This window comes from Spiroplasma sp. BIUS-1 (assembly GCF_010365805.1).
Lineage (GTDB): Bacteria > Bacillota_I > Bacilli_A > Mycoplasmatales > Mycoplasmataceae > Spiroplasma_A.
On record NZ_CP048386.1, the window covers coordinates 162861 to 188801 of the forward strand.

The 25941-nt window shown below is 27.3% G+C and carries 24 protein-coding genes and 1 tRNA gene; 16 read left to right on the plus strand and 9 right to left on the minus strand.

All coding sequences use genetic code 4. The features are described from left to right. Positions 1 to 8: 8 nt before the first annotated feature. Positions 9 to 854, minus strand: a complete 846-nt coding sequence (locus tag SBIUS_RS00780) for a bifunctional 5,10-methylenetetrahydrofolate dehydrogenase/5,10-methenyltetrahydrofolate cyclohydrolase (protein ID WP_238988300.1) — start codon at positions 852 to 854, stop codon at positions 9 to 11. A gap of 42 nt (positions 855 to 896) precedes the next feature. Here SBIUS_RS00780 and SBIUS_RS00785 point away from each other — a divergent pair, with 42 nt between their 5' ends. Beyond that, positions 897 to 2459 (plus strand): formate--tetrahydrofolate ligase, encoded by a 1563-nt coding sequence (locus SBIUS_RS00785; protein ID WP_162684603.1) that lies wholly within the window; start codon positions 897 to 899, stop codon positions 2457 to 2459. A gap of 35 nt (positions 2460 to 2494) precedes the next feature. Here SBIUS_RS00785 and SBIUS_RS00790 read toward each other — a convergent pair whose 3' ends face one another. From SBIUS_RS00790 to SBIUS_RS00805, 4 genes are read right to left on the minus strand one after another with little or no spacing between them, the layout of a single operon-like run. Next, positions 2495 to 3055 (minus strand): hypothetical protein, encoded by a 561-nt coding sequence (locus SBIUS_RS00790; protein WP_162684604.1) that lies wholly within the window; start codon positions 3053 to 3055, stop codon positions 2495 to 2497. 7 nt (positions 3056 to 3062) lie between these two features. Beyond that, positions 3063 to 3635: a hypothetical protein gene (locus tag SBIUS_RS00795; RefSeq protein ID WP_162684605.1), complete on the minus strand. Its 573-nt coding sequence runs from the start codon at positions 3633 to 3635 to the stop codon at positions 3063 to 3065. 7 nt (positions 3636 to 3642) lie between these two features. Then, on the minus strand, positions 3643 to 4170 hold the full coding sequence (locus SBIUS_RS00800) for a hypothetical protein (RefSeq protein WP_162684606.1): 528 nt from the start codon (positions 4168 to 4170) through the stop codon (positions 3643 to 3645). A gap of 53 nt (positions 4171 to 4223) precedes the next feature. Further along, complete coding sequence (locus tag SBIUS_RS00805; protein WP_162684607.1) at positions 4224 to 4796, minus strand: hypothetical protein; 573 nt, start codon at positions 4794 to 4796, stop codon at positions 4224 to 4226. A 142-nt stretch (positions 4797 to 4938) separates the two neighbouring features. On the opposite strand from SBIUS_RS00805, the gene SBIUS_RS00810 reads away from it, so the two are divergent. Together SBIUS_RS00810 and SBIUS_RS00815 are read left to right on the plus strand one after the other, a co-directional pair. Next, positions 4939 to 7770 (plus strand): hypothetical protein, encoded by a 2832-nt coding sequence (locus SBIUS_RS00810; RefSeq protein WP_162684608.1) that lies wholly within the window; start codon positions 4939 to 4941, stop codon positions 7768 to 7770. Beyond that, entirely contained in the window at positions 7733 to 9850 is a 2118-nt protein-coding gene (locus tag SBIUS_RS00815; protein ID WP_162684609.1) for a hypothetical protein, read from the plus strand. The genes SBIUS_RS00810 and SBIUS_RS00815 overlap by 38 nt, the downstream gene beginning before the upstream one ends. A gap of 31 nt (positions 9851 to 9881) precedes the next feature. On the opposite strand, the gene SBIUS_RS00820 is transcribed toward SBIUS_RS00815, so the two are convergent. After that, positions 9882 to 11240 carry an FAD-dependent oxidoreductase gene (locus tag SBIUS_RS00820; RefSeq protein ID WP_162684610.1) on the minus strand — a complete coding sequence of 453 codons (1359 nt, stop codon included), beginning with the start codon at positions 11238 to 11240 and terminating at the stop codon, positions 9882 to 9884. Positions 11241 to 11353: 113 nt separating this feature from the next. On the opposite strand from SBIUS_RS00820, the gene SBIUS_RS00825 reads away from it, so the two are divergent. The 5 genes from SBIUS_RS00825 (at position 11354) to gpmI (ending at position 16087) form a co-directional block, all read left to right on the plus strand. Beyond that, the gene (locus tag SBIUS_RS00825; protein ID WP_162684611.1) at positions 11354 to 12076 is read left to right on the plus strand and encodes a hypothetical protein; all 723 of its coding nucleotides are present in this window, start codon (positions 11354 to 11356) and stop codon (positions 12074 to 12076) included. 27 nt (positions 12077 to 12103) lie between these two features. Next, positions 12104 to 12829 carry a glucosamine-6-phosphate deaminase gene (gene nagB, locus SBIUS_RS00830; RefSeq protein ID WP_162684612.1) on the plus strand — a complete coding sequence of 242 codons (726 nt, stop codon included), beginning with the start codon at positions 12104 to 12106 and terminating at the stop codon, positions 12827 to 12829. Positions 12830 to 12919: 90 nt separating this feature from the next. Then, on the plus strand, positions 12920 to 13669 hold the full coding sequence (tpiA, locus tag SBIUS_RS00835; RefSeq protein ID WP_162684613.1) for a triose-phosphate isomerase: 750 nt from the start codon (positions 12920 to 12922) through the stop codon (positions 13667 to 13669). Between the two features lie 10 nt (positions 13670 to 13679). Continuing rightward, complete coding sequence (locus tag SBIUS_RS00840; RefSeq protein WP_162684614.1) at positions 13680 to 14498, plus strand: Cof-type HAD-IIB family hydrolase; 819 nt, start codon at positions 13680 to 13682, stop codon at positions 14496 to 14498. Between the two features lie 2 nt (positions 14499 to 14500). Beyond that, complete coding sequence (gene gpmI, locus SBIUS_RS00845) at positions 14501 to 16087, plus strand: 2,3-bisphosphoglycerate-independent phosphoglycerate mutase (RefSeq protein ID WP_162684615.1); 1587 nt, start codon at positions 14501 to 14503, stop codon at positions 16085 to 16087. An 11-nt stretch (positions 16088 to 16098) separates the two neighbouring features. Here gpmI and SBIUS_RS00850 read toward each other — a convergent pair whose 3' ends face one another. Further along, positions 16099 to 17304 carry a hypothetical protein gene (locus SBIUS_RS00850; protein ID WP_162684616.1) on the minus strand — a complete coding sequence of 402 codons (1206 nt, stop codon included), beginning with the start codon at positions 17302 to 17304 and terminating at the stop codon, positions 16099 to 16101. A 64-nt stretch (positions 17305 to 17368) separates the two neighbouring features. Further along, a complete protein-coding gene (locus tag SBIUS_RS00855; protein WP_162684617.1) occupies positions 17369 to 18349 on the minus strand; it encodes an NAD(P)/FAD-dependent oxidoreductase in 981 nt (326 codons plus the stop codon). 67 nt (positions 18350 to 18416) lie between these two features. Here SBIUS_RS00855 and tsaE point away from each other — a divergent pair, with 67 nt between their 5' ends. The 8 genes from tsaE to proS all read left to right on the plus strand — a co-directional run bounded on the left by tsaE (position 18417) and on the right by proS (position 24634). Continuing rightward, complete coding sequence (tsaE, locus tag SBIUS_RS00860) at positions 18417 to 18833, plus strand: tRNA (adenosine(37)-N6)-threonylcarbamoyltransferase complex ATPase subunit type 1 TsaE (RefSeq protein WP_162684618.1); 417 nt, start codon at positions 18417 to 18419, stop codon at positions 18831 to 18833. A 1-nt stretch (position 18834) separates the two neighbouring features. Beyond that, positions 18835 to 19401: a tRNA (adenosine(37)-N6)-threonylcarbamoyltransferase complex dimerization subunit type 1 TsaB gene (gene tsaB / locus SBIUS_RS00865; RefSeq protein ID WP_162684619.1), complete on the plus strand. Its 567-nt coding sequence runs from the start codon at positions 18835 to 18837 to the stop codon at positions 19399 to 19401. A gap of 15 nt (positions 19402 to 19416) precedes the next feature. Beyond that, complete coding sequence (locus SBIUS_RS00870) at positions 19417 to 19890, plus strand: hypothetical protein (RefSeq protein WP_162684620.1); 474 nt, start codon at positions 19417 to 19419, stop codon at positions 19888 to 19890. Positions 19891 to 19975: 85 nt separating this feature from the next. Beyond that, positions 19976 to 20209, plus strand: coding sequence for a hypothetical protein (locus SBIUS_RS00875; RefSeq protein ID WP_162684621.1), 234 nt, complete (start codon positions 19976 to 19978; stop codon positions 20207 to 20209). 90 nt (positions 20210 to 20299) lie between these two features. Further along, a complete protein-coding gene (locus SBIUS_RS00880) occupies positions 20300 to 22315 on the plus strand; it encodes a PTS transporter subunit EIIC (RefSeq protein WP_370456489.1) in 2016 nt (671 codons plus the stop codon). A 110-nt stretch (positions 22316 to 22425) separates the two neighbouring features. Then, positions 22426 to 22516 (plus strand) — tRNA-Ser (locus SBIUS_RS00885). A 105-nt stretch (positions 22517 to 22621) separates the two neighbouring features. Further along, the gene (locus SBIUS_RS00890; protein ID WP_162684623.1) at positions 22622 to 23206 is read left to right on the plus strand and encodes a hypothetical protein; all 585 of its coding nucleotides are present in this window, start codon (positions 22622 to 22624) and stop codon (positions 23204 to 23206) included. A gap of 3 nt (positions 23207 to 23209) precedes the next feature. After that, positions 23210 to 24634 carry a proline--tRNA ligase gene (proS, locus tag SBIUS_RS00895; RefSeq protein WP_162684624.1) on the plus strand — a complete coding sequence of 475 codons (1425 nt, stop codon included), beginning with the start codon at positions 23210 to 23212 and terminating at the stop codon, positions 24632 to 24634. Positions 24635 to 24660: 26 nt separating this feature from the next. Here the strand turns inward: proS and SBIUS_RS00900 are convergent, their stop codons facing one another. Then, positions 24661 to 25752, minus strand: a complete 1092-nt coding sequence (locus tag SBIUS_RS00900) for a Fic family protein (RefSeq protein WP_162684625.1) — start codon at positions 25750 to 25752, stop codon at positions 24661 to 24663. Positions 25753 to 25941: the final 189 nt, after the last annotated feature.

Genomic DNA, 25941 nt, shown 5'->3' on the forward strand with positions numbered 1-25941 from the left:
AAAGAGAACTAAATGTTCTCTTTTTCTTTATATAAAGTAAATGTGTTTTGTAATAAACAAGCTATTGTCATTGGACCAACACCTCCAGGAACTGGGGTAATATATTTAACTTCATCTTTAACATTTTCAAAGTCAACATCTCCACAATATTTTCCTTCAACAAAGTTTGCACCAACATCTATTATTGTCATTTCTTTATTTACAAATTCTTTTGTTATTAAATTTGCTGAACCAGCTGCACTTATTAAGATATCCGCGTTTTTGCAGATATCTTTTAGATTTCTTGTTTTAGTATTACATACAGTAACTGTTGCAGATCTATTTATTAGCATATTTGCCAAAGGTTTTCCTACAATATTGCTTCTTCCAACTATTACAACATTTGCTCCAACTAAATTAATTTCTTTTCAATCCAATAATTTTACAATTCCAAAAGGTGTTGCAGGATATATATTAGAATTGTTTAACATCACATTCCCAATTGTTTGTGGATTAAACCCATCAGCATCTTTGTTTGCTGGAATTAAATCTATTATTTCTTTTTCATTAATTGAATTTGGTAATGGTAATTGAACAATTATCCCATCAATATTTGAGTCATTTGTTAAAGCTGAGATTTCTTTTTTTAATTCTTCTTTGTTTATATCTTGGTCAAACTTCTTTAACTCACCAATTATTCCAACTTTAGAACAAGCATTTAGTTTGTTTTTAATATACTTATTGCTTGCGAGATTATCCCCAACTTGCACAATAACTAACTTTGGTTTTCTTTTTCCCTCTAATTGCTCTATACTATTTTTGAGGTTAGTATTTAGTTCTTGAGCATATTGTTTTCCATCAATAATTTTGTTCATGATTAAATTCTCCCTAGAAAAGATATTCTAAAGGTGATTATAATGGAAAAAATATTAAAAGCATTAGATATGCTAAAAATTAATGAAAATGATTATGAGTTTTACGGAAAAAACATAGCAAAAATAAACTATGAAAAATATATTAATAATAAAAAGGGAAAATTAATTTTAATGACTTCAATTAATCCAACTCCAGCGGGAGAGGGAAAAACAACAACTGCAATTGGTCTTGCTGATGGTTTGAACTATATTGGTAAAAAAGCTATTTTAGCTTTAAGAGAACCAAGTTTAGGACCAGTTTTTGGGAGAAAAGGTACTGCAACTGGTGGTGGAGAAAGTGAAGTCATTCCTATGGATGAAATTAACTTACACTTTACAGGAGATATTCATGCAATAACAACGGCAAATAACTTAATATCTGCTCAAATTGATTCAGAAATTTATTGAAATACTGATTTAAAAATTGCTCCAAATAATGTTGTTTGAAAAAGATGTTTGGACTTAAATGATAGAGCTTTAAGAAAAGCAGAAATTAAAATAAGTTCAAAAATATCAAGAACAGAAGAATTTACAATAACAGCCGCAAGTAATATGATGACAATTTTAAGTCTTTCAAAAAGTTTAGATGATTTAAGAAACAGATTAGACGAATCACTTGTTGCATACAACACTCAAGGAAAAGAAGTTTATTTAAAAGAATTAAATATCACAGGATCATTAATGGCTATTTTGAAAAATGCAATTAAACCAAACTTGGTTGTAACAAAGTATGACACACCAACTTTAGTACACTGTGGTCCTTTTGCAAACATAGCAACAGGAACAAATTCAATTATTTCAACAAATTTAGGATTAAGCTTAGGAGATTATTGTATAGTTGAATCTGGTTTTGGAAGTGATTTAGGATTTGAAAAATACATAAACGTAGTTAACCAAGACAACGATTTAATTCCAGATTGTACAGTAATGGTTGTTACTCTAAGGGCTTTAAATTTACATAAAGACTTTAATAATAATTTTGATCATTTAGAAAAACACTTAAAACATGTAACTCAATATAATTTAAATTTAGTTGTTGCAATTAACTTCATTGAAGGTGATGATGAAGATCAATTAAACAAATTGAAAAATTGATTAGATGAAAATAACTATATTTGAGAAATGAATGAAGCATATACAAAGGGTGCAAAGGGAGCTGACAAATTAGCTTCAAAAGTAGCTGAGTTATGTGACAAAAAACAAGACTTTAAAAAACTAATTGATTCAAACGAAACAATTGAAAACAAAATAGAAAAAGTAGTTAAAAACTTCTATTACTTAAATGACTTTAAAATAAGTGAAAAAGCACAAACTAAAATTGATCAAATAAAAAATAGTAAATATTCAAACTTACCAATTTGCATGGTTAAGTCTTCAAACTCAATAGATGGAAATGACTTAAAACAAGATGGTTATGAAATGATAATAAAAGACATAAATGTAAACTCTGGAGCAAAATTTATTCTTGCATATACAAACAATGTTATGAGTATGCCTGGATTAAATAAAGAACCAAACTCTAAAGATATTGATTTAGAAAATGGAATTGTTACAGGATTAAAATAAAAAGAACTTAAAGTAATTTAAGTTCTTTTTATTTATTAATTTTTTGTGTTTGGGTTTTCTTGTATTCCTCAGTTATATATTTTTTGTATATGATCTTTTGTCTTTTTTGTTGTATATTTGCTTTCTAACGCCAATTTTAAACTATATCCATATAAATTACTATTCTCAGCTTTTATATTTAATTTATTACCATTAGGTGTTATAAATCTCTTATCATATTCTGTATTGAATTGGTAAATCTTATATTTATATGTATTTACTCAAAATTGAAATATATCTTGCTTTTGAGATTCTATTGATTTTAAATTAAAGGAAACATTATGTTGATTTTTTTCTTCTTGAGAAAGTTGATTTCAGTTAGGTATTGAGTTTTTGTATTCTTCTCATTCTTTATCGCTTATTTCTAAGTATCTTTGATTTTTGTCATAGGCTTCACAAGTAAGTACCTCAATTTCTTCTATTGATTTTGGCTGCTCTTTCAAATTTGGAATGAAGTAATCTTTATCTGGAGTTGGCTTGTTTTGACAACTTATTATTTGACTTGCCGGTAAGATAGTAAATATAAGAGTTGATAAACTAAAAATTATTTTTTTCATATATGCTTTATTTCTCTTTCTTGCTTGTTGTGTTTGGGTTTTCTTGCATTCCTCAGTTATATATTTTTTGTATATGATCTTTTGTCTCTTTTGTTATAAATTGATCTTCTAGGTACAACTTTAAAACCCTATCATATGAATGGTTATTCTGAGCACTTATATTTAGTTTATTTCCATTAGGTGTTGTTAATGTCTTATCATATTCTGGGTTAAATTGGTAAATCTTATATTCATATGTATTTACTCAAAAATAAAATATGTACTGCTTTTGAGATTCCATTGAGTTTAAATTAAATGAGACATTATGTTTATCTCTCTCTTTTTGAGAAAGTTGGTTTCAGTTGGGTATTGAGTTTTTATATTCATCTCATTTGTTTGTACTAATTTCTGTGTAAGTCCTATTTTTGTCATAGGCTTCACAAGCAAGTATTTCAATTTCTTCTATTGATTTTGGCTGCTCTTTCAAATTTGGAATGAAGTAATCTTCGTCAGGTTCTGGCTTGTTTTGACAACTTATTATTTGACTTGCCGGTAAGATAGTAAATATAAGAGTTGATAAACTAAAAATTATTTTTTTCATATATGCTTTATTTCTCTTTCTTGCTTGTTGTGTTTGGGTTTTCTTGCATTCCTCAGTTATATATTTTTTGTATGTGATCTTTTGTCTCTTTTATTGTAAATTGATTTTCTAATGCCAATTTTAAACTATAGTCATATAAATTCCTATTCCCCGCTTTTATATTTAATTTATATCCATTAGGTGTTGTTAGTGTCTTAGTATATTCTGGATTGAATTGATAAATCTTATATTTGTATGTATCTAATCAAAAATAAAATATGTCCTGCTTTTGAGATTCTATTGAGTTTAAACTAAAAGATACATTATGTTTATCTCTCTCTTCTTGTGGGAGCTGATTTCAGTTGGGTATTGAGTTTTTGTATTCATCTCACTTATTTGTGCTTATTTCTAAGTATCTTTGATTTTTGTCATAGGCTTCACAAGCAAGTATTTCTATTTCTTCTATTGATTTTGGCTGATCATTCAGTTTTGGAATGAAGTAATCTTCGTCTGGAGTTGGTTTGTTTTGACAGCTTATTATTTGGCTTGTGGGCAAGATAGTAAATACAAGAGTTGATAAACTAAAAATTATTTTTTTTCATGTAAGCTTTATTTCTCTTTCTTGCTTGTTGTGTTTGGGTTTTCTTGTATTCCTCAGTTATATATTTTTTGTATGTGATCTTTTGTCTCTTTTGTTGTATATTTTTTTTCTAATGCCAATTTTAAACTATAGTCATATAAATTCCTATTCTCAGCTTTTATATTTAGTTTATTTCCATTAGGTGTTGTTAATGTCTTATCATATTCTGGGTTAAATTGGTAAATCTTATATTTGTATGTATTTACTCAAAATTGAAATATGTTTCGCTTTTGAGACTCTATTGAGTTTAAATTAAATGAAACATTATGTTGATTTTTTTCTTCTTGAGAAAGTTGATTTCAGTTGGGTATTGAGTTTATGTATGCATCTCATTTTTCATAATTTATTTCTAAGTATGTTCTATTTTTGTCATAGGCTTCACAAGCAAGTATTTCAATTTCTTCTACTGATTTTGGCTGATCATTCAGTTTTGGAATGAAGTAATCTTCGTCTGGAGTTGGTTTGTTTTGACAGCTTATTATTTGGCTTGTTGGTAAGATAGTGAAAGCAATACTTGATAAACTAAAAATTATTTTTTTCATATATTATTCTCCTTTAATATCAAGTTTATTTTATATTGCAATAGTGTAAAAAATATTTTTTTTCCAAAAAATATAATATTTTTTGGAAAAATTTCTGATATTCTTCTATTTCTTTGTTATTTTTAAGTTAGGAGGTGTATTAATGAAAAAAAGAAACAAAAACAACTTATTAGATTTTGTTGATAGATTAATGTTAAAAAGGAAAAATAAAAAACTAAAGAAATGTTTAATAATTTCCTCTATTGTTGGTCTGGCAATTTCATTATCCTTATCAATATCTATACCATTGTTAATTGATTCTTCTTTGGAACCAAATATTTACTATAAATTTGATAATAAATATTTCAACTCCAAAGATGAGGTATATAAATATTCATATACCAGATCAATTAACAATAACTATTCATTTGAAAGTGATAAATATATATTTGATGATAAAGTATTTAACACTAAAAATGAATTAGATGTATATATTGAAAATAAGTTTAAGATTAAAAATATTAATACCAATCGAAATCCAAAAGATTATTTAATAAATACTTCTGGAGAATTATCATCACTAGTAAAAACAAATAATAAAGAAAAAATAAAAAATGTCTATAAAGGATTTAACGGATCAGCTTTTTTATCAAAACAAGAAGCTGCAAGTACTTATTTAAATAATTATTCTCTAAATTACAAAATTGATGGTCAACTTTTTGACAATGTTTACAGCGCCAGAGAATATTACTTAAATGTAAAATTAAAACAATTAGAAGAAAGTGAATTAAAAACTATTTGTTATGAACAAGGAGGAATGTGTCAAACAAAAGAACAAATAACCTCTTGACTAAGAGATAATACTGTTAAGGGGTTTGAATATAAAGGGAAAGACTTTTCTAATTTAAACTACGAAGAGTTCTTATTATCAATGAATGATTTAGATCGAGAGATAATAGATAAAAACATTGAGCCTGTATTAAATGGAGATAGATCTTCATATTGAGTAACTCAAAAAACTAAAACTAATTTAGGATATTTTGTAGGACCCAAATATTTTGAAAGTAATCAATCTATAAATTCATTAGCTAAATTTCAATCAATAAAGTCATATGATTTAAACTTATTTATGTTACCTTTAGCTGGTTGGGTTTTTGCTGGAATAACTAATTATGCATTAATTTCATCAATTGAAGAACCAAGTATGACTGACTACGACATGATTAGCTATCTGAAAAAAATATTTGAAAAATTAAATTTAAATGAAAACCTACTTAAAGACTTTAAAGATGAATTTTATGATCTATTATCTAATAATTTAGCAGAAGATTTATCATATGGTTTAAGTGATATTAAAGATTCTGAATTAAGTGATTTTTATAGATTACTAATTTCATTTAAAAGATTTTTAGACTTATCTAAAATTTACGATATTCTTGAATTAAACTCAATTGAATTAGAACATGTTTTAAAAGAAATAATAGTTGAAATCTTAAACTCTCAAAAAGATTTCATGAATAATATGTTAGATATTCAAGAAAATGGATCTGGAGCAGATATTTTATTAGACCCAAGTATTTCTTTTGATGATATATATAGTTTATTTTTAAACACGAGTGCTTTTTTCAATGATGGGGGAAGTAAAAAAATTCTTCGAGATATTAGTGAAAAAATATTAAAAGGGATAGACAATGTTGTTGATGTAATTGGGTCAATTTCTGGAAACATAAGTAAAGTTAAAAACAATATTAATGTTATGCAAAAAAGTTCAAACAAAACTGATGAACATTTTTCATCAGTTTCACAAGAAAATCATAGGATAGTCTCAGAAACTCTTGTTCAACACAATGATGAGGTCATTGAAGCGTTGGGTTTAAATTTAGAAGAATTAAAAGCTAAAGCTAGCCCTTTAGTTATTGGACAATTAATATCTTCTGTTTGGAATATAGGAAAAATGTTTAGTTTTATTTCATTAAAAACTTATGAAGCAAAACTAGATAGTAATCAATCATTATATTATTTTGAACCAACTTTTAAAGTACCATTATTAAATATTTCTTTTGGAAAAAAAGTTCAAGATCAAAATATTTACACTTTAAATGAAAGTCCTTTAAGTTACTTTTCTCCAAAAAAAGATGGTAAAGAATTAAAAGAGTTGTATGAATTTAATGGTAAATTTTATAAAGATAAAAATCTAGCAATTGAAGATTTAAAATATGAAATTTACAAAAAACCAGAAAAATTTTTAAAAACAAAAGAATTATTTACATCTGTTTTAAGTAAAGATAATAGTTATATATTAAATTTACCTAAAATTTGTGGAACAAAAGAAGAACAAGAAAAAGATAATGAAAAATGTATTAGCTCATATGAATATGAGCAAGAACTTGCCAAAGAAAAAGAGCAATATGTTCAAAGGCTATTTAAACAATACTATGAAGATAGCGGAAAAGAATACTATCTTGATGGCTTTGGCGGAGCATATGATAATAAAGAAATGGCGATTCAACAATTAAAAAATAAAGTTGATCATTGATCAAATTATCAAGAAGTTTATACTTACTCAATGTACAATAACAAAATTGTTAAAAATACTAAAGAAGAAATTCAAGAATATATAAAAGCAAATCAATATATTGAATCTAAAAAAATCATAGATACAGATTTAATTCAAACAAGCCACTATGAAAGTTTAAAAGAAAATAATGGTTATGATTTTGAAATATATGAAATGAACTTCTATGGTCAAGTAAAATATTTTAGATCACATTTAGAAGCAATGAACTATCTTGATAAAAAAGTTAATTATGAAGTTTATTCATATAATAGAGAAGAAAAAACTTATACATATAAAGGTATTGAATTTATAAATGAAAAACAATTAGAACAATGAGTAGATAAACAAATAGAGATAATAACAGAAGAAGAATTCATAAAAAATGGAGGGGAGCAATGATATGTTAAAACATATTTTAATAGCGTCAGCTATAACTAGTTTCTCTAGTATATCTATAGCACCAATTATAAATTTAAATTCCATAAATGAAAAACAAGAACTTATTGAATTTTTAAAAAAAGATATTGAAGAAAATAAATTATTCTTGGGCAATCAAGTTTATAGTGAATATGATGATAAAATTTTCACAAGTCAAGAATCTCTAAACGAGTATATACTTTCCAATTCAATTGTTCAAAGCGAACTCACTTCTTCTAATCCAAGCAAAATTATAAAAGACTATGAGCACATGACTTTAGATGAATCTAAAATATATGATATTGACATGGATAAATTTATAACTGTATATAGAGATGCTTTTGGAAATATTTCCAAAACGAGTAAAGATGCTTTGGATACATATACTCATGCTGGACTGGTAAAACAAAAGTACAGCTACGATGAAGAAACTTGATATGATAGTCCAGAAGAGGCAAAAATAAATCAAAAAGATAAAATGAAAATTAACAAATCTCTTTACTATGTGCATAATAACAAATACTATAATGCATTTAATATAAAAGATATTAATAATCTATTAAGCACATTTGAAGAAGGTTTTTTTGTGAATAAGACAAAAAGTTTAGAAGGAAAAAATCTTTTAGAACCTATTGTTGAATATGGAGATAAAGACATTCTATACAAAAAAATGCAAAGAGAATTAAAATCAAATTTCTTTGATTCATATTATTATAATATTTCTGATATGGAATATGAAAACTCTCTTTTATTTGAAATAAAAAAAACTAATGAATTAAGAATTACTTATCCGGGAGAAAAACAAATTATTTATAATTCATCTTCAAGACCACAAATTGTTTTTGCAAATAAATATGAGTCAGAAAAATCTATGGTTGATGATTTTAAAAATAGAAGTAAATGATCTGAATCAAGTGAAGGTTCACCTGGTATTGGAAGATATTATTGGTCTAGAAAATTTCAATTAATTCACCCTGTTTCAAAAAAAATAGTTCTAGCAGAAATAAAACTTGTACCAAAATGAAGTGGTGGATTTGGGAAATATCATCCAAGTTTTGATAATTATATTTATACAGACAAGACTGTTTCTAAAATAAATACATATTATAATGAAGATAAAAATCAATTAGTAGAATATATAGGGGGTTTGAAAAACAGATACTCAATTGAAGAATCAACAAGAGAAGACAAGTCAATTATTTATAATACTTGATTTGAAGAATACTTTCAAAAAAATATTACTAATTTTGGCAATGAGCAAAATAAACTTATTAAATATGAAGATATTCTAAAAGAAGAGTTTATCAAAAATATTGATCAATCAGTTTACAAAGATTTGCTATATGATATTAATTATGCAAAAGGAACATCATATTCATTAATTAAAAGTTACTATGATTGACAAATTGTAAAAAGAGAACTTTTAAACAAACCTACAATTATTAATGGAGAAGAAATGTACCAGCTAAGACCAGATTTTTATGCTACAAAAGAACAGTTGGACAGTTTTCTAGCTCTTCAAGGAAAGTTTAATACAGTTTTGAAATACTCATATAGTGAAAATCCTGATGTGTCAAGTCCAGATGGAAAATTACTTGCAAATACATATGAAGAGGCAAGAGAAAAACAATTTTCAAATGCTAATCTAAGTCTTAAAAAGAAATATATTGCATATGATGTATTTGGTAAAGCAATTGAGAGTGGAAGTTCAGAAGAAGAAGCTATAAGGTTATTGCAAAATAACATTATTGTAGAGTCTAAAATGACACACAAAAAAGAAGTTGAAACATGAAATTGAGAAATGAAAAAATCTTATGATTCAATTATTAGTGATGGTAGATATATGGTATATAAAGTTAAAAGTCCTGGATCAAATAATTACATTTATTACGGTTCACAAGAAGCGGCTTTAAAAGCAGCTCTTTCAAACGCTAGAATAAATGGTGATGTGAATAAAATGAGTATAGAAAAATATATGTATACATATACAGAATCTACTACACAAAATGAATACAGTGTTATTTTTTATGATAACGATATTGATTCGGCTGTTGAGAAAATATTATCAGAGATGGAGTCAAACAAAAAATTGTTACATTAAAATAAAAAAATGGATTTAATCCATTTTTTTATTATTTTTTAAAGTAATTTAAACCTAATACTTCTAAACTAGCTAATGTAATAAAGTTGTATGGTTTGTTAAAGTGAGGCAAGAAGAAGATATCAACTAATGGTAATTCATCAATTGTTAATCCTTTTTGAATACCTAAAGCAAACATATACATTACTTCAGTATGGTTATTTACTGATGCAACTTGTGCTCCAATAATTCTTCTTGTGTCTTTTTCTCAAATAACTTTTAATCAAACATCTTTGTAAGTTGACATAAATTCTGGTCTATCTGAATCTTTAAACATAACTTCTTCAGCATCAATTCCAAAACGTTTACATGCTTCCATTGATATACCAACTGAAGCCATTTTTCAACCAAACACTTCAATACCATTTGCTCCTGTAAATCCTGGGCTTGGTAATTCATGTCCTTTTACAATGTTAGCTGCTGCTAAAATACCAGTTCTAACAGCTGTTGTTGCTAAAGCGATTTGTGTATCTTTTTTAAGTGAACAGTTATAAACTTGTGCACAATCTCCAACAGCATAAATGTCTTTGTTTGAAGTTTGCATAAATTCATTTGTTTTAATTGCTCCTCTTTCATCAAGATCAATTATTCCTTTTAAAAGACTTGTTTGAGGAATAACTCCAACTGAGAACACTACGTAATCAACTTCGATTTCACCTTTGTCAGTAACAACTTTTGTTACTTTTCCATCTTTTCCTTCGAATTTAACTACTTTTTGTCCAAGAGCTAAGTTAACTCCTTTTTCTTTCATGGTTTCTTCAACTAATCCTGTAAATTCGTTATCATAGTAAACTGGCATGATTCTGTCAGCAATATCAACTAATGAAACTTCTTTACCATTTCTTACAAAAGCATCTACTAATTCAACACCAATGTATCCAGCACCAACAACAGCGATTTTTTTAATATCTTTGTTTTCATTTGCTGCTTTAATTAATTTAGCATGGTGGAAGTTTTTACAAATTTGAACACCTTCTAAATCAATCCCTTCAATTGGAGGGAATATTGGTCAAGTACCTGATGCAATAACTAATTTATCAAAGTTATCATCAAATTCTTCTCCAGTTTTCATATTTTTTACTCTAACTGTTTTTTTCTCTGCATCAATACCAATTCATTGGTGTTCCATTTTAACATTGATGTTTTCTCCAGCTAAAATTTCTGGGTTTGCATAAAATAAACCGTTAGGATCTTTTACTTCACCAGCCACTCAAAGTGCTATCCCACATCCTAAAAATGATATGTTATCATTTTGATCGTAAGTTGTTATTTCCATATTTGGATCTAATCTTCTTAGGGTTCTTACAGCTGTTGTTCCAGCATGGTTTGTCCCTATAACTATAGTTTTCATTTCTCTTGCTCCTTAATCTTTTTACATTATAATAATATATGAATTAAAGTGTTATGAATAAATTATTGAAAAAAATTTTCATAATTCGTTTTCTAGATAAAGGTGGTATATAAATGTTTTTAAGAGTAAATGGAGATGTAAACTATTACTTAAAAAGATCAAGCTTTGTAAAATACTTTGATGAACACAATCTTTCTAGAAAATCAAAACTATACATAAAAAAAGTTGAAAAAAAGGTTAACGATAAAAACACATTTACTTATTTCAAGTACTGAATTCTATGAAGATGAATTAATTTAAACTTTAAATTATCTGAGAACTTTATTATTAAGCTTAATAAAAATATTAAAAAACTAAACCTATCTTTAAACTCAAAAGAAGAAAGGTTTATTAGAGATTTAGAAGAGTTGGTTTTCAACTCTTGAAGACCTTTAAAACAACTTCCGGTTAAATTTGAATTAGAAAAAAAAGAAAAAATAAATTTAATTCAAACTAATGTAAATGTTCATAACTTTACTCCTGAAAAAGAAAAGAAAATAAGTTTAATAGGTAAGTATGACTGTTACTTTTCAAACTACAACATATATTTAACCGATAATAATCAAAGGGTTAAAAAAGTCATAAAAAATGACTCAATAATAGAAGCACATATTGAAACATTTGGGGTCGTTATATCAACTTCTAAAAAGAAATATCTATTCAGAGCTAAAAACAGATTGCTAACCTATGTATTGCTACAAAGAATGATACCAAGATTAAACTTAAGAATTGAAGAAACAGAAGAACTTTATAATTATTTTGATTTTTGAAACAAATTAATTTCAAAAATTAGTTAATATATAGATGTAATAGGAGAGAAAGATATGAAAATAATAAAAGTGATGAATAACGGCGAAGCTGGAAAAGTAGTGAGTGATTTAATACTTGATGAGATAAAAAACAATTCAAAAGCTGTATTGGGATTAGCAACAGGAAGTTCACCAATAACAACTTATGAAAACATTATCAAAAAGACAAAAGATCAATCTATTGATTGAAGTGAAGTTACTACTTTTAATTTAGATGAGTATAAAGGTTTAGAATCTGATCATGAACAATCATACAGATATTTTATGAACGACAAATTGTTTAATCATATAAATATTAAAAAAGTAAATACATTCGTTCCTAGTGGAATGATTGATTCAAATGAAGAGGCTGTAAAGTATGATCAATTAATTTCTGACCATAATGGAATTGATTTACAACTACTTGGCCTAGGGATAAATGGACATGTTGGTTTTAATGAACCTGGAAGTGATTTTGAAGGATTAACTTCTATAGTAGATTTAACAAAATCAACAATAGAAGCAAATTCAAGATTTTTTGAAAAAGAAAGTGATGTTCCCACACAAGCAATTTCTATGGGTTTAAAATCAATTATGAATGCAAAAAAAATAGTTTTAATAGCAACAGGAGAATCTAAAGCTCTAGCTGTTAAAAATTTAGTTGAAGGGCCAATTTCTAAAGAATGACCTTGTTCAGCTCTTCTGAATCACCCAAATGTAACTATAGTTATTGATCAAGAAGCTGGAAAACTTTTAAAATAGAGAATCCCATAAGGGATTTTTTATTTTATAAATTATCAACATTACATATGGTGTAAAATCATAGAGTAAATACTAAAGGAGCATATAAACATGAGAAAACAAATTATTGTAGGGAACTGAAAAATGTTCAAAACAAATTCAGAAGCTATTGAATTCATTAAATCAGTAGATTCAAAAGTTAAAAATGATGAAAATATTATTGCAGGTATTGCTGTACCTTCAATTATGTTAAGTGACGTTCAAAAAGTTGCTAAAAACATAGTTATTTCAGCACAAAACGTATATTTCGAAAAAGAAGGAGCATTCACTGGTGAAATATCAGTTCCAATGCTACAAGACCTAAATGTTAAATACGCAGTTATCGGTCACTCAGAAAGAAGAGATATCTTTGGAGAAACAGATGAAATGATAAACAATAAAGCTAAAGCTTTATTAGCTGCAAACATAACACCAATTTTATGTTGTGGAGAAAGTTTAGAAACTTATGAAGCTGGAAAAACAATCGAATGAGTTAAATCACAAATCACAAAAGACTTTGCAGGAATTTCTGCAGATGATGCAAAAAAAGTTGTTATAGCTTATGAACCAATTTGAGCAATTGGTACAGGTAAAGTTGCAACTCCTGAAATTGCACAAAATGTATGTAAAGAAATTAGAGATATTATTAAAGGAATTTACAACGAACAAGTTGCAAATGAAATATTAATCCAATATGGTGGAAGTGTTAAACCAGAAAATATCAAAGACATCTTAGATCAAGCTGATATAGATGGTGCACTAGTTGGTGGAGCTTCATTAATAGAAGATTCATACTTAGGATTAGTAAACTACAAAGGATAATTTTTAAAAAGTGAGTTATAAAATTTTAGCTCTGGATATGGATGGAACTACTTTCAAATCGTTGGATGATATAGTAATGGAAAATGTCGAACCTATCAATAAAGCAATTAAAAAAGGAACAAAAGTTGTATTTGTTACTGGAAGACCAATTCACACAAAGCTTAATAGACTTGAGTTGTTTGATTTTTCAAGTGATGGGGCAATCTTTGCAGCGTTCAATGGAGCTCTTATTTATGATTTAAAAGATAAGAAAGCAATTGATGCAAATCCTATAGACAAAGAAACTGCTTTAAAAGCGTTTGAACTTTTAAAAAGTGATAAAGATTTTAGTGAAGTTGAACTTTGAGCATATACAGTCGATGATACTTTAAGTTATGTAAGTATGCCAATTGAAAAAGCAAAAGTTCTAAAACATGAAACTAATTTCTTTGATTATGAACCAGTTATTTTTGAACAAGGTATGGAAATGTTGGATTGTCATAAAATATTGACAATGAACACAAATACCAAATTTGTAAATAAACTTAAAGAACTTGGTTTAGAAGTTTCTTGAACAGAAGGTTCTCCTGCAGGAGAAGTTACTAAAAAAGGAATTAATAAAAAATATGCTTTAGAATTTTTATCAAAAAAATTCTCAATTGATAAAGAAGAAATTTTAGCAATGGGAGATGGTGCAAATGATGTACCTATGTTTGAATATGCTGGACTTTCAATAGCTCCCGCTAACGCCCATGATGAAATAAAAGAAAAAGCAACTGAAGTTTCTGAATATACTAATTTAGAAGGTGCTGTTGCAAAAGCAATTAACAAATATATATTAGGAGAATAAATATGAAAAATAAAAAACCAGTAGTATTAGCTATATTAGATGGTTGAGGACTTGCTGAACCTGGTAAAGGGAATGCAGTTCTTGAAGCTAATATGGAATTTGTAGAAAGTCTTAAAAAAGAATATCCATGAGCTTCATCACACGCAAGTGGTGAATGAGTGGGTTTACCTGAAGGACAAATGGGTAACTCAGAAGTTGGACATATTCATTTAGGAGCTGGAAGAATTAAATATGAATCATTATCATTAATTAACAAAGCTATCAATGATAATAAATTTGATTCAAATGAAGAAATTCAAAAAGCAATAAAAAACTCTTTAGATAATAATAGTGCTTTCCACATTATGGGATTATTCTCAGATGGTGGAGTTCACTCACACATGAAACACATGTTTGCAACTTTTGAAGCAGCAGCTAAAGCTGGTTTAAAAGAAATTTACTTACACTTATTCACTGATGGAAGAGATACAAAACCAACTGTAGCTTTAAATTACTTAAAAGAACTAAATGAGCTATTTGAAAAATACGGTGTTGGGCAAGTTGGTTCAATTTCTGGTAGATTCTATTCAATGGATAGAGATAAAAGAATGGAAAGAGTAGCTGAAGGATATAAATCAATGGTTAACAGAAACTGTGAAAATTCATTTACAGATCCTGCAGCTTATATTCAATCACAATACGACTTAGGTAAAGATGATGAAGGAATCCTTCCTGCATACAACTCAAGTTGTGAAAATGGTTATGTTAAAGAAAACGATACAGTAGTATTTGCAAACTTTAGACCAGATAGAGCTATTCAAATGGCAAGTACATTTACAAACAATGGATATGCTGCTTGAAGTGATGAATCATTTAATGATTTAACTTTCTTAGGAGATAAAATTTACTTCTTATGTATGATGGAATACTCTGATTCTGTTAAATCAAACCATATTGCATTTAAAGCAATAGAAGTTGTTAATGGTTTAGGAGAATGATTAAGCAAAAAAGGTTATAAACAATTAAGAATTGCTGAAACTGAAAAAATTGCTCACGTAACTTTCTTCTTTGATGGAGGAAAAGATTACTTCAAAAATGGACTTGCAACTCAAGAAGAAATTAAACTTGATGGAGCTGCAATAGATCTTATATCATCTCCAAAAGTGGCAACTTATGATTTAAAACCTGAAATGTCAGCTGTTGAAATTACAGATAAATTAGTTGAAAGAATTGCATCAGAAGAATTTGATTTAATTGTTTTAAACTACGCTAACTGTGACATGGTAGGACACACAGGTGTTTTAGAAGCTGCAATTAAAGGTGTAAAAACTTTAGATGAACAATTAAAAAGAGTTTACGAAGCTTGTGAAGAACACGGAGCTACAATGATTATTACAGCGGATCACGGAAATGCTGAAGTTATGATTGATGCAGAAGGTGGACCAAACAAGAAACATACAAGTCAACCAGTACCAATTATTATTACTGATAAATCAATTAAAATGAGAACAAAAGATGCTGCCATCGCCGATGTGGCACCAACAATTTGTGAAATCTTGGGAGTAGAAATTCCTGAAGAAATGACACAACCTTCATTAATTGAAAAATAAAAAAATACCTTCTATTTTAAAGAAGGTATTTTTTTATTTTTATATATTCTTTCTAAAACTATAGGAATGAAAATTAAAATTGATATACCATAAACTTGAATCATAAATAACCCAGAGAATGTGGAGGTTAAAAATTCTAGTGTGGGATTGTTATATTTATTTTTTAGTCTTAAAGATGTGAGAATAATTGTTGCAATATTTGCAATAATAGCAAATATATAAATTAAAGGATATACAAGATAGTAAAGTGATTGTATATCTCCTTTAAAATTATAATTTTCAATTATTGTTAATTTATAAATTGCTAATCCTAAAATCACTGTACTAATAGATAACTTAATATAACTAAAAATCTTTTCAGCTCTATTTATTTCAAAATTTTTGTTAACCTCTTTAACTTTTTTTTCTTTTAACAAAGCATTGTTAACAACAATCATTAAGTATTGACAAGCTGTAATTAAAAGTAAACAACCAATTGTTCCAAGAACAAATAACTCTAAACCGTTTTTTGCAACCAAAGGATTAAAGAAGAAATAAGGCGTTGCTAAAACTCCGATATCCACATATTTGTCGTTTAAGACTCACTCATAATTATTTTCTAAAAAAGTTTTATCTTTTTCAGAAATACCATCCACATAATGTCCCAATCCTATTTTAAACATTATCAACATTCTTATTGATACAAACAATAAGTAGAATATTGGATAAATTCAACCGACTAATAAGTCTTTTTTATATCAACTTTTTATATCAATTTTTTCCTTTTTAACAACAACAATATAATAAGTTATTGCAATTATATATGTAACTAAGTGTGTTGTAACAGTTATAAATCATTTAAGAAATGAATTATAAACATTAGCATATGCTACTAAAGGATTTGAATCTATATTTTGATTTGATAGTGTTGCAGAAAGTGCGGATCAGAATAATGCCATTGTAAGTGTAAAGTAAGCCAAAAAATTAATTCAAGCAACCTTTCCCGGTTTTCAAATACCTCATTTACCATCAAGAGCAACAAAAATAAAGAATATAAAAAACATTCAATTTGTTTGGGTTGTTCAAAAAGACATATCTGCAAACATTTTATTTACCTCTCCAAAAACATGATATCTTGGTGCAGGATCTATTTGAGCCATAGTTGCAGATAAAACTAGAAAAGCTGAGAAGTAAGTGAAAAATAAAGATCACAGTGTTATTTTTAATTTTTTATTCATAATATCCTCGTTTTTATTTCTATTCTATTATCTTTTATTTGAATAAAAAAAGCAATTAATAGGTTTATCAACCGTTATTAACTGCTTTTCTATCTTTTATTATTTTTTCAATATTAACAACAGCTTGCATTGATTCGTACACTCCTGAAACTAAGTTTCTAATTTTAGTTTCATAAACACAACAATCTCCTGCTGCAAATATTCCTTTAACTGAAGTTTCCATTGTATAGTCAACTTCGAATCTATTTAGTTTATTTATTTTTAAATCTAAATTTTCAAACTTTTCTTTATCAATGGTTGAACCAAATTGAACAATTGCTGAATCAAATTCAAGTTCTAATTCCTCTTTTGAATCAATACCAACTATTTTTAATTTTTTAGCACAATCATTTTCTTCATCACATATTTCAACGAAGTTATAAGAAGTTAAAAACTTAACATTATTTGTTTTAGCTTGTTCAATACTTGCTGGTTTAGCTCTGAATTCTTCTCTTCTGTGAATTATAGTAACTGACTTAGCAATACCTGTAAGTTCGTTTGCTCAATCTAATGAAGAATCTCCTCCACCAAAAATTAAAACATTATGATCTTTGAAACTTTGCATATTTGTAACTGAATAAAATATGTTGTCATATAATTTATCTACTAATTGAATTGGTTTGAAAACTCCCATTCCATCTGTAAATAATATTCTCTTATATTGTCCGACTTGTTTATTTGAAAAATTAACTTCAAATCAGTTAATATCTTTTTCTTCTTCGGGTTTTATTATTTTAATTCCTGTTACATATGTATTAAAAATTAAATTAAAGTTCTCATCTTCTTTGTTAATTGATTCGAACATTTTATCCATAGCTTCTTGAGCTTGTATTTTTGGAATGGCAGGGAAATTGTATATAAACTTTTCTGGATAATAAGTTGTAACTTGTCCACCATAAGTTTCTTTGGCTTCTACTACATCTCCTGTAAGTTTTAAATCTGCAGCCATTTTTCATGCATACATACCAGCAGACCCACATCCAATTATTAAAATGTCTTTAACCATATAATTGCCTCCAAAATATTGCAAAATCATTATATCATATATACATATGTGAAAAGAGGTTGGCGCAATGAGATTTGAAATTAATAATTTACAAGAATTAAATAAAGTAGCTATTTACTTAAAAGATAAGTTAACTAAGAATGTTTGTATTTTATTGATTGGTCAAATGGGTGCTGGAAAAACTACATTCACAAAAGAACTTTTAAAAGAATTTGGAGTAAAAGAAATTGTCACTTCTCCAACTTTTACTATAATGAATCAGTATGGTTTTGAAAATTTTAAAATAAATCATATAGACGCATATAGATTAACTTTGCAAGAAGATCCACAAATGTATTTAGAAGAAATGATTGATTCTATAAATATTGTGGAGTGAAGTCAAAATTTAGATATAAATTATGAAAGTTATTTTAAAGTTATTAAAGTAACAATAGATGTAATAGATGAAACAAAAAGAGTTTTTGAAGTAGAGGAGATAAATTAATATGAATCTTTTTATAGATACTAGCAATAATAAGTTAATTTTTATTTTAGAAAAAGATAATAAAATAATCGATTCATTTTTTTTGGATAACCAAATTAGAATAAGCGATATTGCTTTAGAAGAACTTCAAAAATTTTTAAATAAAAATAACTTAACCATTCATGACATTAAAAGTCTATATGCAACAAAAGGACCTGGAAGTTATACTGGAGTTAGAGTGGCTATAACAATCATTAAAACTTTGAAAACAGTAAATGAAAAATTCAAAGTATTTTTACTATCTTCTCTTGCTTATCAAGCATCAAATAAAAAAACAATTAGTATTTTAGATGCAAAAGGATCTAAAATATATATAGGTATTTATCAAGAAGCTAAAAATATAATTGAAGATCAAATAATACCTTTAGACTACTTAGAAGAATTTGAAAAACAGTTTAAAGATTTTAATGTAGTAAAAGATTATAAAGATATTGATTTTAAAGAATGTTTTTTATTAACAAAAGACAGTTTTCAAGAAATTAAAAATGTTGAAGATATTAAACCTTTGTATATAAAACACTTTATCTAAAAAGGAGAATAAACTTTGAAAGATCATAACCAAGTTGGTAATCTGCCAACATGAGCTTTAGTTTTACTTATAATTTTATTTTTATTAGGATTAGCGGTTGCTTTTTGGGGAGCTGGTTCAGCTTTCGGATTAAAGAAAAGTTTAAATAAGCAAGAGTTAAGTTTTTTTAAAAATAAAAAAATAATAAATTATGGTGAAACCTTTGAAAATAAAGAAGGAATTTTTGCTTTATTTTTTGAGATTTCAAATGAGAAAGCTTTCTTTTTGCCAATATATATATTTGCAACTGAAAATTTTGATCTTGAAATAAATAATATATTTGAAGATATTAAAAATAATAAAAAACAAATAATAAAAAATTACATTAAAGAAAATAACTTAAAAATTGAACAAATAAAATTTGTTCAATTAGAAAAAGAAAATCAATCAAAACTTTATGAACAATGACTAAAAAAAATTAAAAGTAATAAAATTATTTTCAATCAATAAAAATAATTTTAACTTTACATATGTGCACCCACTTTAATCAAAAAAAAAAAAAAAAAGCAGCATAATTAAAGTGTGGAGTAAGTTTATGGAAGAAAAACAAATAATTGGATTGTCATTAATTATATTAGGGTTATTAATAATGGCTATTTTTGGTTGATTAATTTATCGTTCAAAAAACTCACCAAAAGAAAATTCAATACTAAATTCAAAAAATAAAGAAAGCCAAACAATCTGAGAATTCACTAAAAAAAATTTTCCTGTTTTTTTGGCTTTGTTTGGATTGATAATGTCTATAACTGGACTGACAATGCTCTTCTAACTTTGCTTCAACTAGAAAGAGAGAATAGAGTTTATGAAAAATATTTCTTCAAAAAATGGAGAAAAGACAAACAATCAATTTGTAAACTACATGAAGAGAATGGGGCATGGAATAATGCCAACTCTTTCAAAACTAAGTAAAGCATTCTTATTACCGATTGCTTTACTTCCGATAGCCGGTGTATTCTTGGGTGTTGGTTCAGCTATAGCTACCAATTCACCCGATGCAAGTTTTGGTTTTTACTTTGGTTCTGTTTTAAATAAAATGGGTGACGTTTGTTTTGGAAACTTACCTGTATTATTTTGTATATCTGTCGCTTTAGCATATACTAAAGATTCTGGGATAGCTGCTTTAACTGCTGTTGTTGGTTTCTTGGTTATGAATGGTGCTCAAGCGGCCTTATTACATACTCAAACTGTTGATAAAGATAGTGTTTGAGTTCTAGTTAACCTGGGAGGGGATTCTTCAAACCAAGTTTGAAAGCAATTATATAATGCTAATGGTTCTATAAATTGGGATGGTTTCAATTTACAAGATATTGTTAAATATGTAAGTGCTTCTGATAAAGGTATAGCTGAAGCTGGAAATGGAGTTTTAATTAATTCAAATTTAGAATTGATTGATGCTGCAGGATCAGTTTATTATTCATTGTTATGAATTAATAAAATACCAAATGGTTTGATAACATCAAATATTGGTGTTAATTCATTGAATACAGGAGTTTTTGCAGGTATCTTTGTTGGAGCAATTGCTGCAAAATGTTATAACAAGTTCCATGATACACAATTGCCTTCAGCAATAAGTTTCTTTTCAGGAACTAAACTAGTTCCAATTATTACTTTTGTTGCAGTTATTCCTTTATCATTCTTGTTTATGTTCTTATGACCATATTTAGGAATGGGTCTAGCTGCATTTGGTAGAGTTTCAGGAGAATTACCATTTGGTGTTGACTCATTTATATATGAAATTGCAGAACGTTCTCTAGTTCCTTTCGGACTACACCACGTTTTCTATGCACCTTTATGATGAACTAATGCAGGAGGTTCAATTGCTGAAGCTTTTGCTGGTGCAACTGAAGCTCAGAAAGAAGCGTTTGAAAATATTTGAAATATTAACCACAACACAGGTGGTGTATTTAAAACTTTTGAACAAATTCAAACTTTGATAAGTACAGATTATAAAGACTTATGACAAGCAATGGGAGACCAAACAATGGCTTATAAAGTTATTGCAAACACTGGAGTTCTAAACTTTACAGATTTAGAAGCTTTAGGTTTAAATATTGGTAGATTCCAATCAGGAAAATTTGGATTTATGTTAATTGGTTTACCAATGGCAGGACTTGCCATGTGGTTAAATGTTCCTAAAGAAAATAGAAAATCAGTTATGGGAATTTATTTCTCAGCTGCATTTACTTGTTTCTTAACAGGTATTACTGAACCAATCGAATATACATTCTTATTCTTAGCACCATGATTATTCTATGGAGTTCATATGCCTTTAGCATCAATTTCATTCTTGTTAACAGGTTTATTCCAAACTCACGTTTCAATGACTGTTTCAGGAGGATTTATTGACTATATAGTATTTGGAGTTATTCCATTCTTTGGAAGTAATGCTATGAGTGCTAAATCATGTTTTGCAGTATTAGGTGTAGCAGCAGTAATGGCGCCAGCCTACTTCTTCTCATTCTACTTTGCAGTAAAATATGGAAATGTAATGGTTCCTGGTCGTGATGGATCAAGTGAAGCACAATTAAAAACAAAAGCTGACTATAAAGCATCAAAAGGACAAAATTTAGATGGTTCAAAAATGGAAAATTCTAAATCAGTTGCAGAAGATGCTAGAATGGAAAAAGCTAGAAAAATAATTGAATTCTTAGGTGGTGAGTCAAACATTGAAGATATCGACGCTTGTGCCAGTCGTTTAAGATTAACAGTTAAAGACTCATCGATAGTTGATAAAGAAGGAATCTTATCGCTTGGTGGAGCAAACGGAGCTTTAATAAGAGGAAACAACGTACAAGTAGTTTATGGTGGAGAACAAGAAGCCTTAAAACCTCGTATGATAAAAATCTTAGGAGAGCAAAGAAAAGCTAAAAAATAATTATATTTTTAAAACATCTTAGGATGTTTTTTTATTTTGCCAATTTTATTTATAAAACTAAATGTAGTAGTAATAAATACTATTTTTTTGCTATAATGATTTATGTAAATGGATTGGTACTCAAGTTGGTGAAGAGGGCACCCTGCTAAGGTGTTAGGCCGGGTAACTGGCGCGAGAGTTCGAGTCTCTCTCAATCCGCCATTTATAAGAAATTAAACCAAGATTATAAAATCTTGGTTTTTTATTTGATTATGAAAATAATACCTATAAAATAATAGATATAAGAGTTACTAAGAGGTGATAACAATGAAAAAAGACAAAATGATAAATGATTTAAGTGAAAATAAACCAAAAAAAGGACTTTTGAAAAAGATATTCAGTAATAAAGAAGGTCAAAAGAAAGTTCTTGGAATTATTAAATCAAAAAAAATAAGTAACTTATATTTTTACACTGATGTTAATAATGTTTTGTTAATTTTAGAACATGGTATCAGACTTTTAAAAGACCAAAAACTTAGAAAAGATGAAGAATATGTTGTTTGAACATATTTAGAAAATGAAAATTCAGTGGGATTAGAATTTGACAGTTCAACAAGAGCACATTTTTGAAAATGAGCTAGTGAATCAAAAGTTAATATTGAAAAAATTACAGTTATTGGAATAGATCCAGAAAAACTTGCAAAATTATCTAAAGAAGATTGAGCAATTGATGAAGTAAAAAATATAGTTTATATTTATGAAACAATTCCTTTAGAGGCAATTGATTTTATAATGATTAAAGACAAGTCAAACTTAAAAAGAATTCAAACATATGTTGAAGCAAACGACATAGATATTGATGTATTTTATGGTGAAACAGGAAATGTTGATACAAAGAAAGAGAGAAAGTAAATAATGGCAAATAAAATGGAAAAAATAACATCAAGAGATATTGATTTTAGTCAATGATATACTGATGTTGTTAAAAATGCTGGTTTAATGGATTATGGTCCAGTAAAAGGAACAATGATTTTTAAACCTCACGGTTATGCAATATGAGAACAAATCCAAAAGTTTGCAGATAGTGAATTTAAAAAATTGGAAGTACAAAATGTTTATTTTCCTCTTTTAATTCCTGAAAAATTATTTTTAGCTGAAAAAGAACATGTTGAAGGATTTGCTCCAGAATTGGCAACTGTTACAAAAGTTGGTAATAAAGATTTAGGTGAAAACTTATTTATTAGACCTACAAGTGAAGTTATAATTGCAGACTTTCTATCAAGAGAAATAAAATCTTATAGAGATCTTCCTGTTAAATATAATCAATGAGCTAATGTAATGAGATGAGAAAAAACTACTAGACCATTTTTAAGAAGTAGTGAATTCTTATGACAAGAAGGTCATACTTTCCATTCAAGCAAACAAGAAGCTAAAGAAATGACTTTAGATATCTTGGAAGTTTATAAAAGAATAGCAAACGAAGTTTTATTACTACCTGTTATTGCCGGAAGAAAAACAGAAAAAGAAAAGTTTGCAGGAGCACAAGAAACATACACTATTGAATCTCTTATGTATGATGGTCAGTCATTGCAATCAGGGACAAGTCACTATTTTGGAGATAATTTTGCAAAAGCATTTAATATCAAATTCCAAAATAAAGAACAAAAAGAAGAAAATGCCTATTCATCAAGTTGAGGGATTTCAACAAGATTGATTGGAGCAATAATTATGACTCACTCTGATGATTTTGGTTTAGTTTTACCAAGTAAAGTAGCTCCAATTCAAGTGTCTATAATTGCAATTAACGATTCAGATGAAGTTATGAATGTTTCAAATGACTTAAAATCAAAATTGGCAAGCGACTATAGAGTAGAGTTGGATAAAACTGATAAATCATTTGGATTTAAAATTTCAGAAGCAGAAATTAAAGGTGTTCCAATTAGAATTGAAGTTGGGCCTAGAGATCTAAAAGAAGGTGTTGTTACTATTTCTAGAAGAGACTTAAGAAATAAAGTACAAGTTAAACTAGATGAAGTAGAAACTTATATAAAAAACCAAATAGTAGAACACGACAAAAATCTTTATGAAAAAGCTTTAGAAAATAGAAAAAATAAGACTTTCAAAGCAAATACATTAGAAGAATATAAAACTATTATTGAAAAAACACCAGGATTTGTTCTTGTTCCGTTTTGTGGTGAAATCGAATGTGAAAATGATGTAAAACAAAAAACATCAACTAACTCAAGATGTATTCCAGAAGGTGTTGAGCAAACAAAATCAAAATGTTTTAACTGTAATAAAGACTCTGAATTAATGGTATATTTTGCCAGAGCATATTAAAAATAGATGCATAAGCATCTATTTTTTTATCAATCTTTTCCAACAATTAAATCAACAACTCTACTAAATTCATAGTTTTTAGACTCTGGTATTTTTCTCATTTTGTAAGTTGCTATTAATTCATCAAATAATGATACAAAAGTGGCATCATCTATTTTTTCAAACTGTGGTTTTATTTTAAAGTAAACTCTTGAGAAAGTGAAAATGGGATAACGAACCATATAATCCATCATCGCTCTTTTAACTTCTCTGTGAGAACTTTCTTCATCTAAAATCATTTCTCTTTTGATTTCTACAAATAAATCATTGGCACTTTCAAAAGTCTTAATGTTTGCATCTAATTGATAAATCAAAAGATCTAAGAAGAATTTTATTCATTTTTGATAATCGTTGCTATCATCTAATTTTGCTAGAGCTTGATAGTATAAAAATTGCTCATGCAAAATTGCTTTTGATATATAAAAATATGGTTTTGTAGTTAAGTTATATCTATTTAATACAATATTAAAAAGTATTCTTCCTGTTCTACCATTTCCATCTGTAAATGGGTGTATTTTTTCAAAATAAGCATGTGTAATTGCTGCTTTTACAATTGATTCTAATAAATTAGAGCAACCTTCAAATTGTTTAGAGTCATTAATTCAGTCGATAAATTCTACCATGTACTCTTCAACTCTGCTTGGTGGAGGTGGCATATGATTGGCAATTTGCACTTGCTTCACTCTTCAAACACCAGGATTGGCATTAATTGCATCAATTGACATCATATTTAAAAATAAATTTCTATGAATATTTAAAATCATTTCCTTTGTAAAGACTTTGTTTTTAATTAATTCATCATTTGCAAACTTTAAAGCATTAACATAGTTTGAAATTTTTTTACTTAATGGTGTGTTTGCAGCTAATAACTCAATATCATTTGTATCGATTCCTTCGATCATATTTGAGTGTCTTGCTTCATATTTTAGAAGTTGCATACTCAAAAATTGAGTATCAAAAGGTGAGTTATTTAGAAACTGATTATACACTTTAAACTTTTCTAAAATTATATTTGCTTCTTCTTTAAAAGCATGAGGATCAAATTTTATTTCAGAGATTTTGTAAAGTTCTTTTGCCATAATATCCTCCATAAACTTAGTAGTTATAATAGATTATATCATATCTCAAAAATCTAAAAACTTTTATGAACCTTATGAAAAGTGGTTTTTAAATTTATCATTGCTTGGAATTATTATATTTTTAAAGTTATAATAATTTTGTATACGGATTCACAATTCATTTGTGCTATTAACGTTATTTGTATCAAT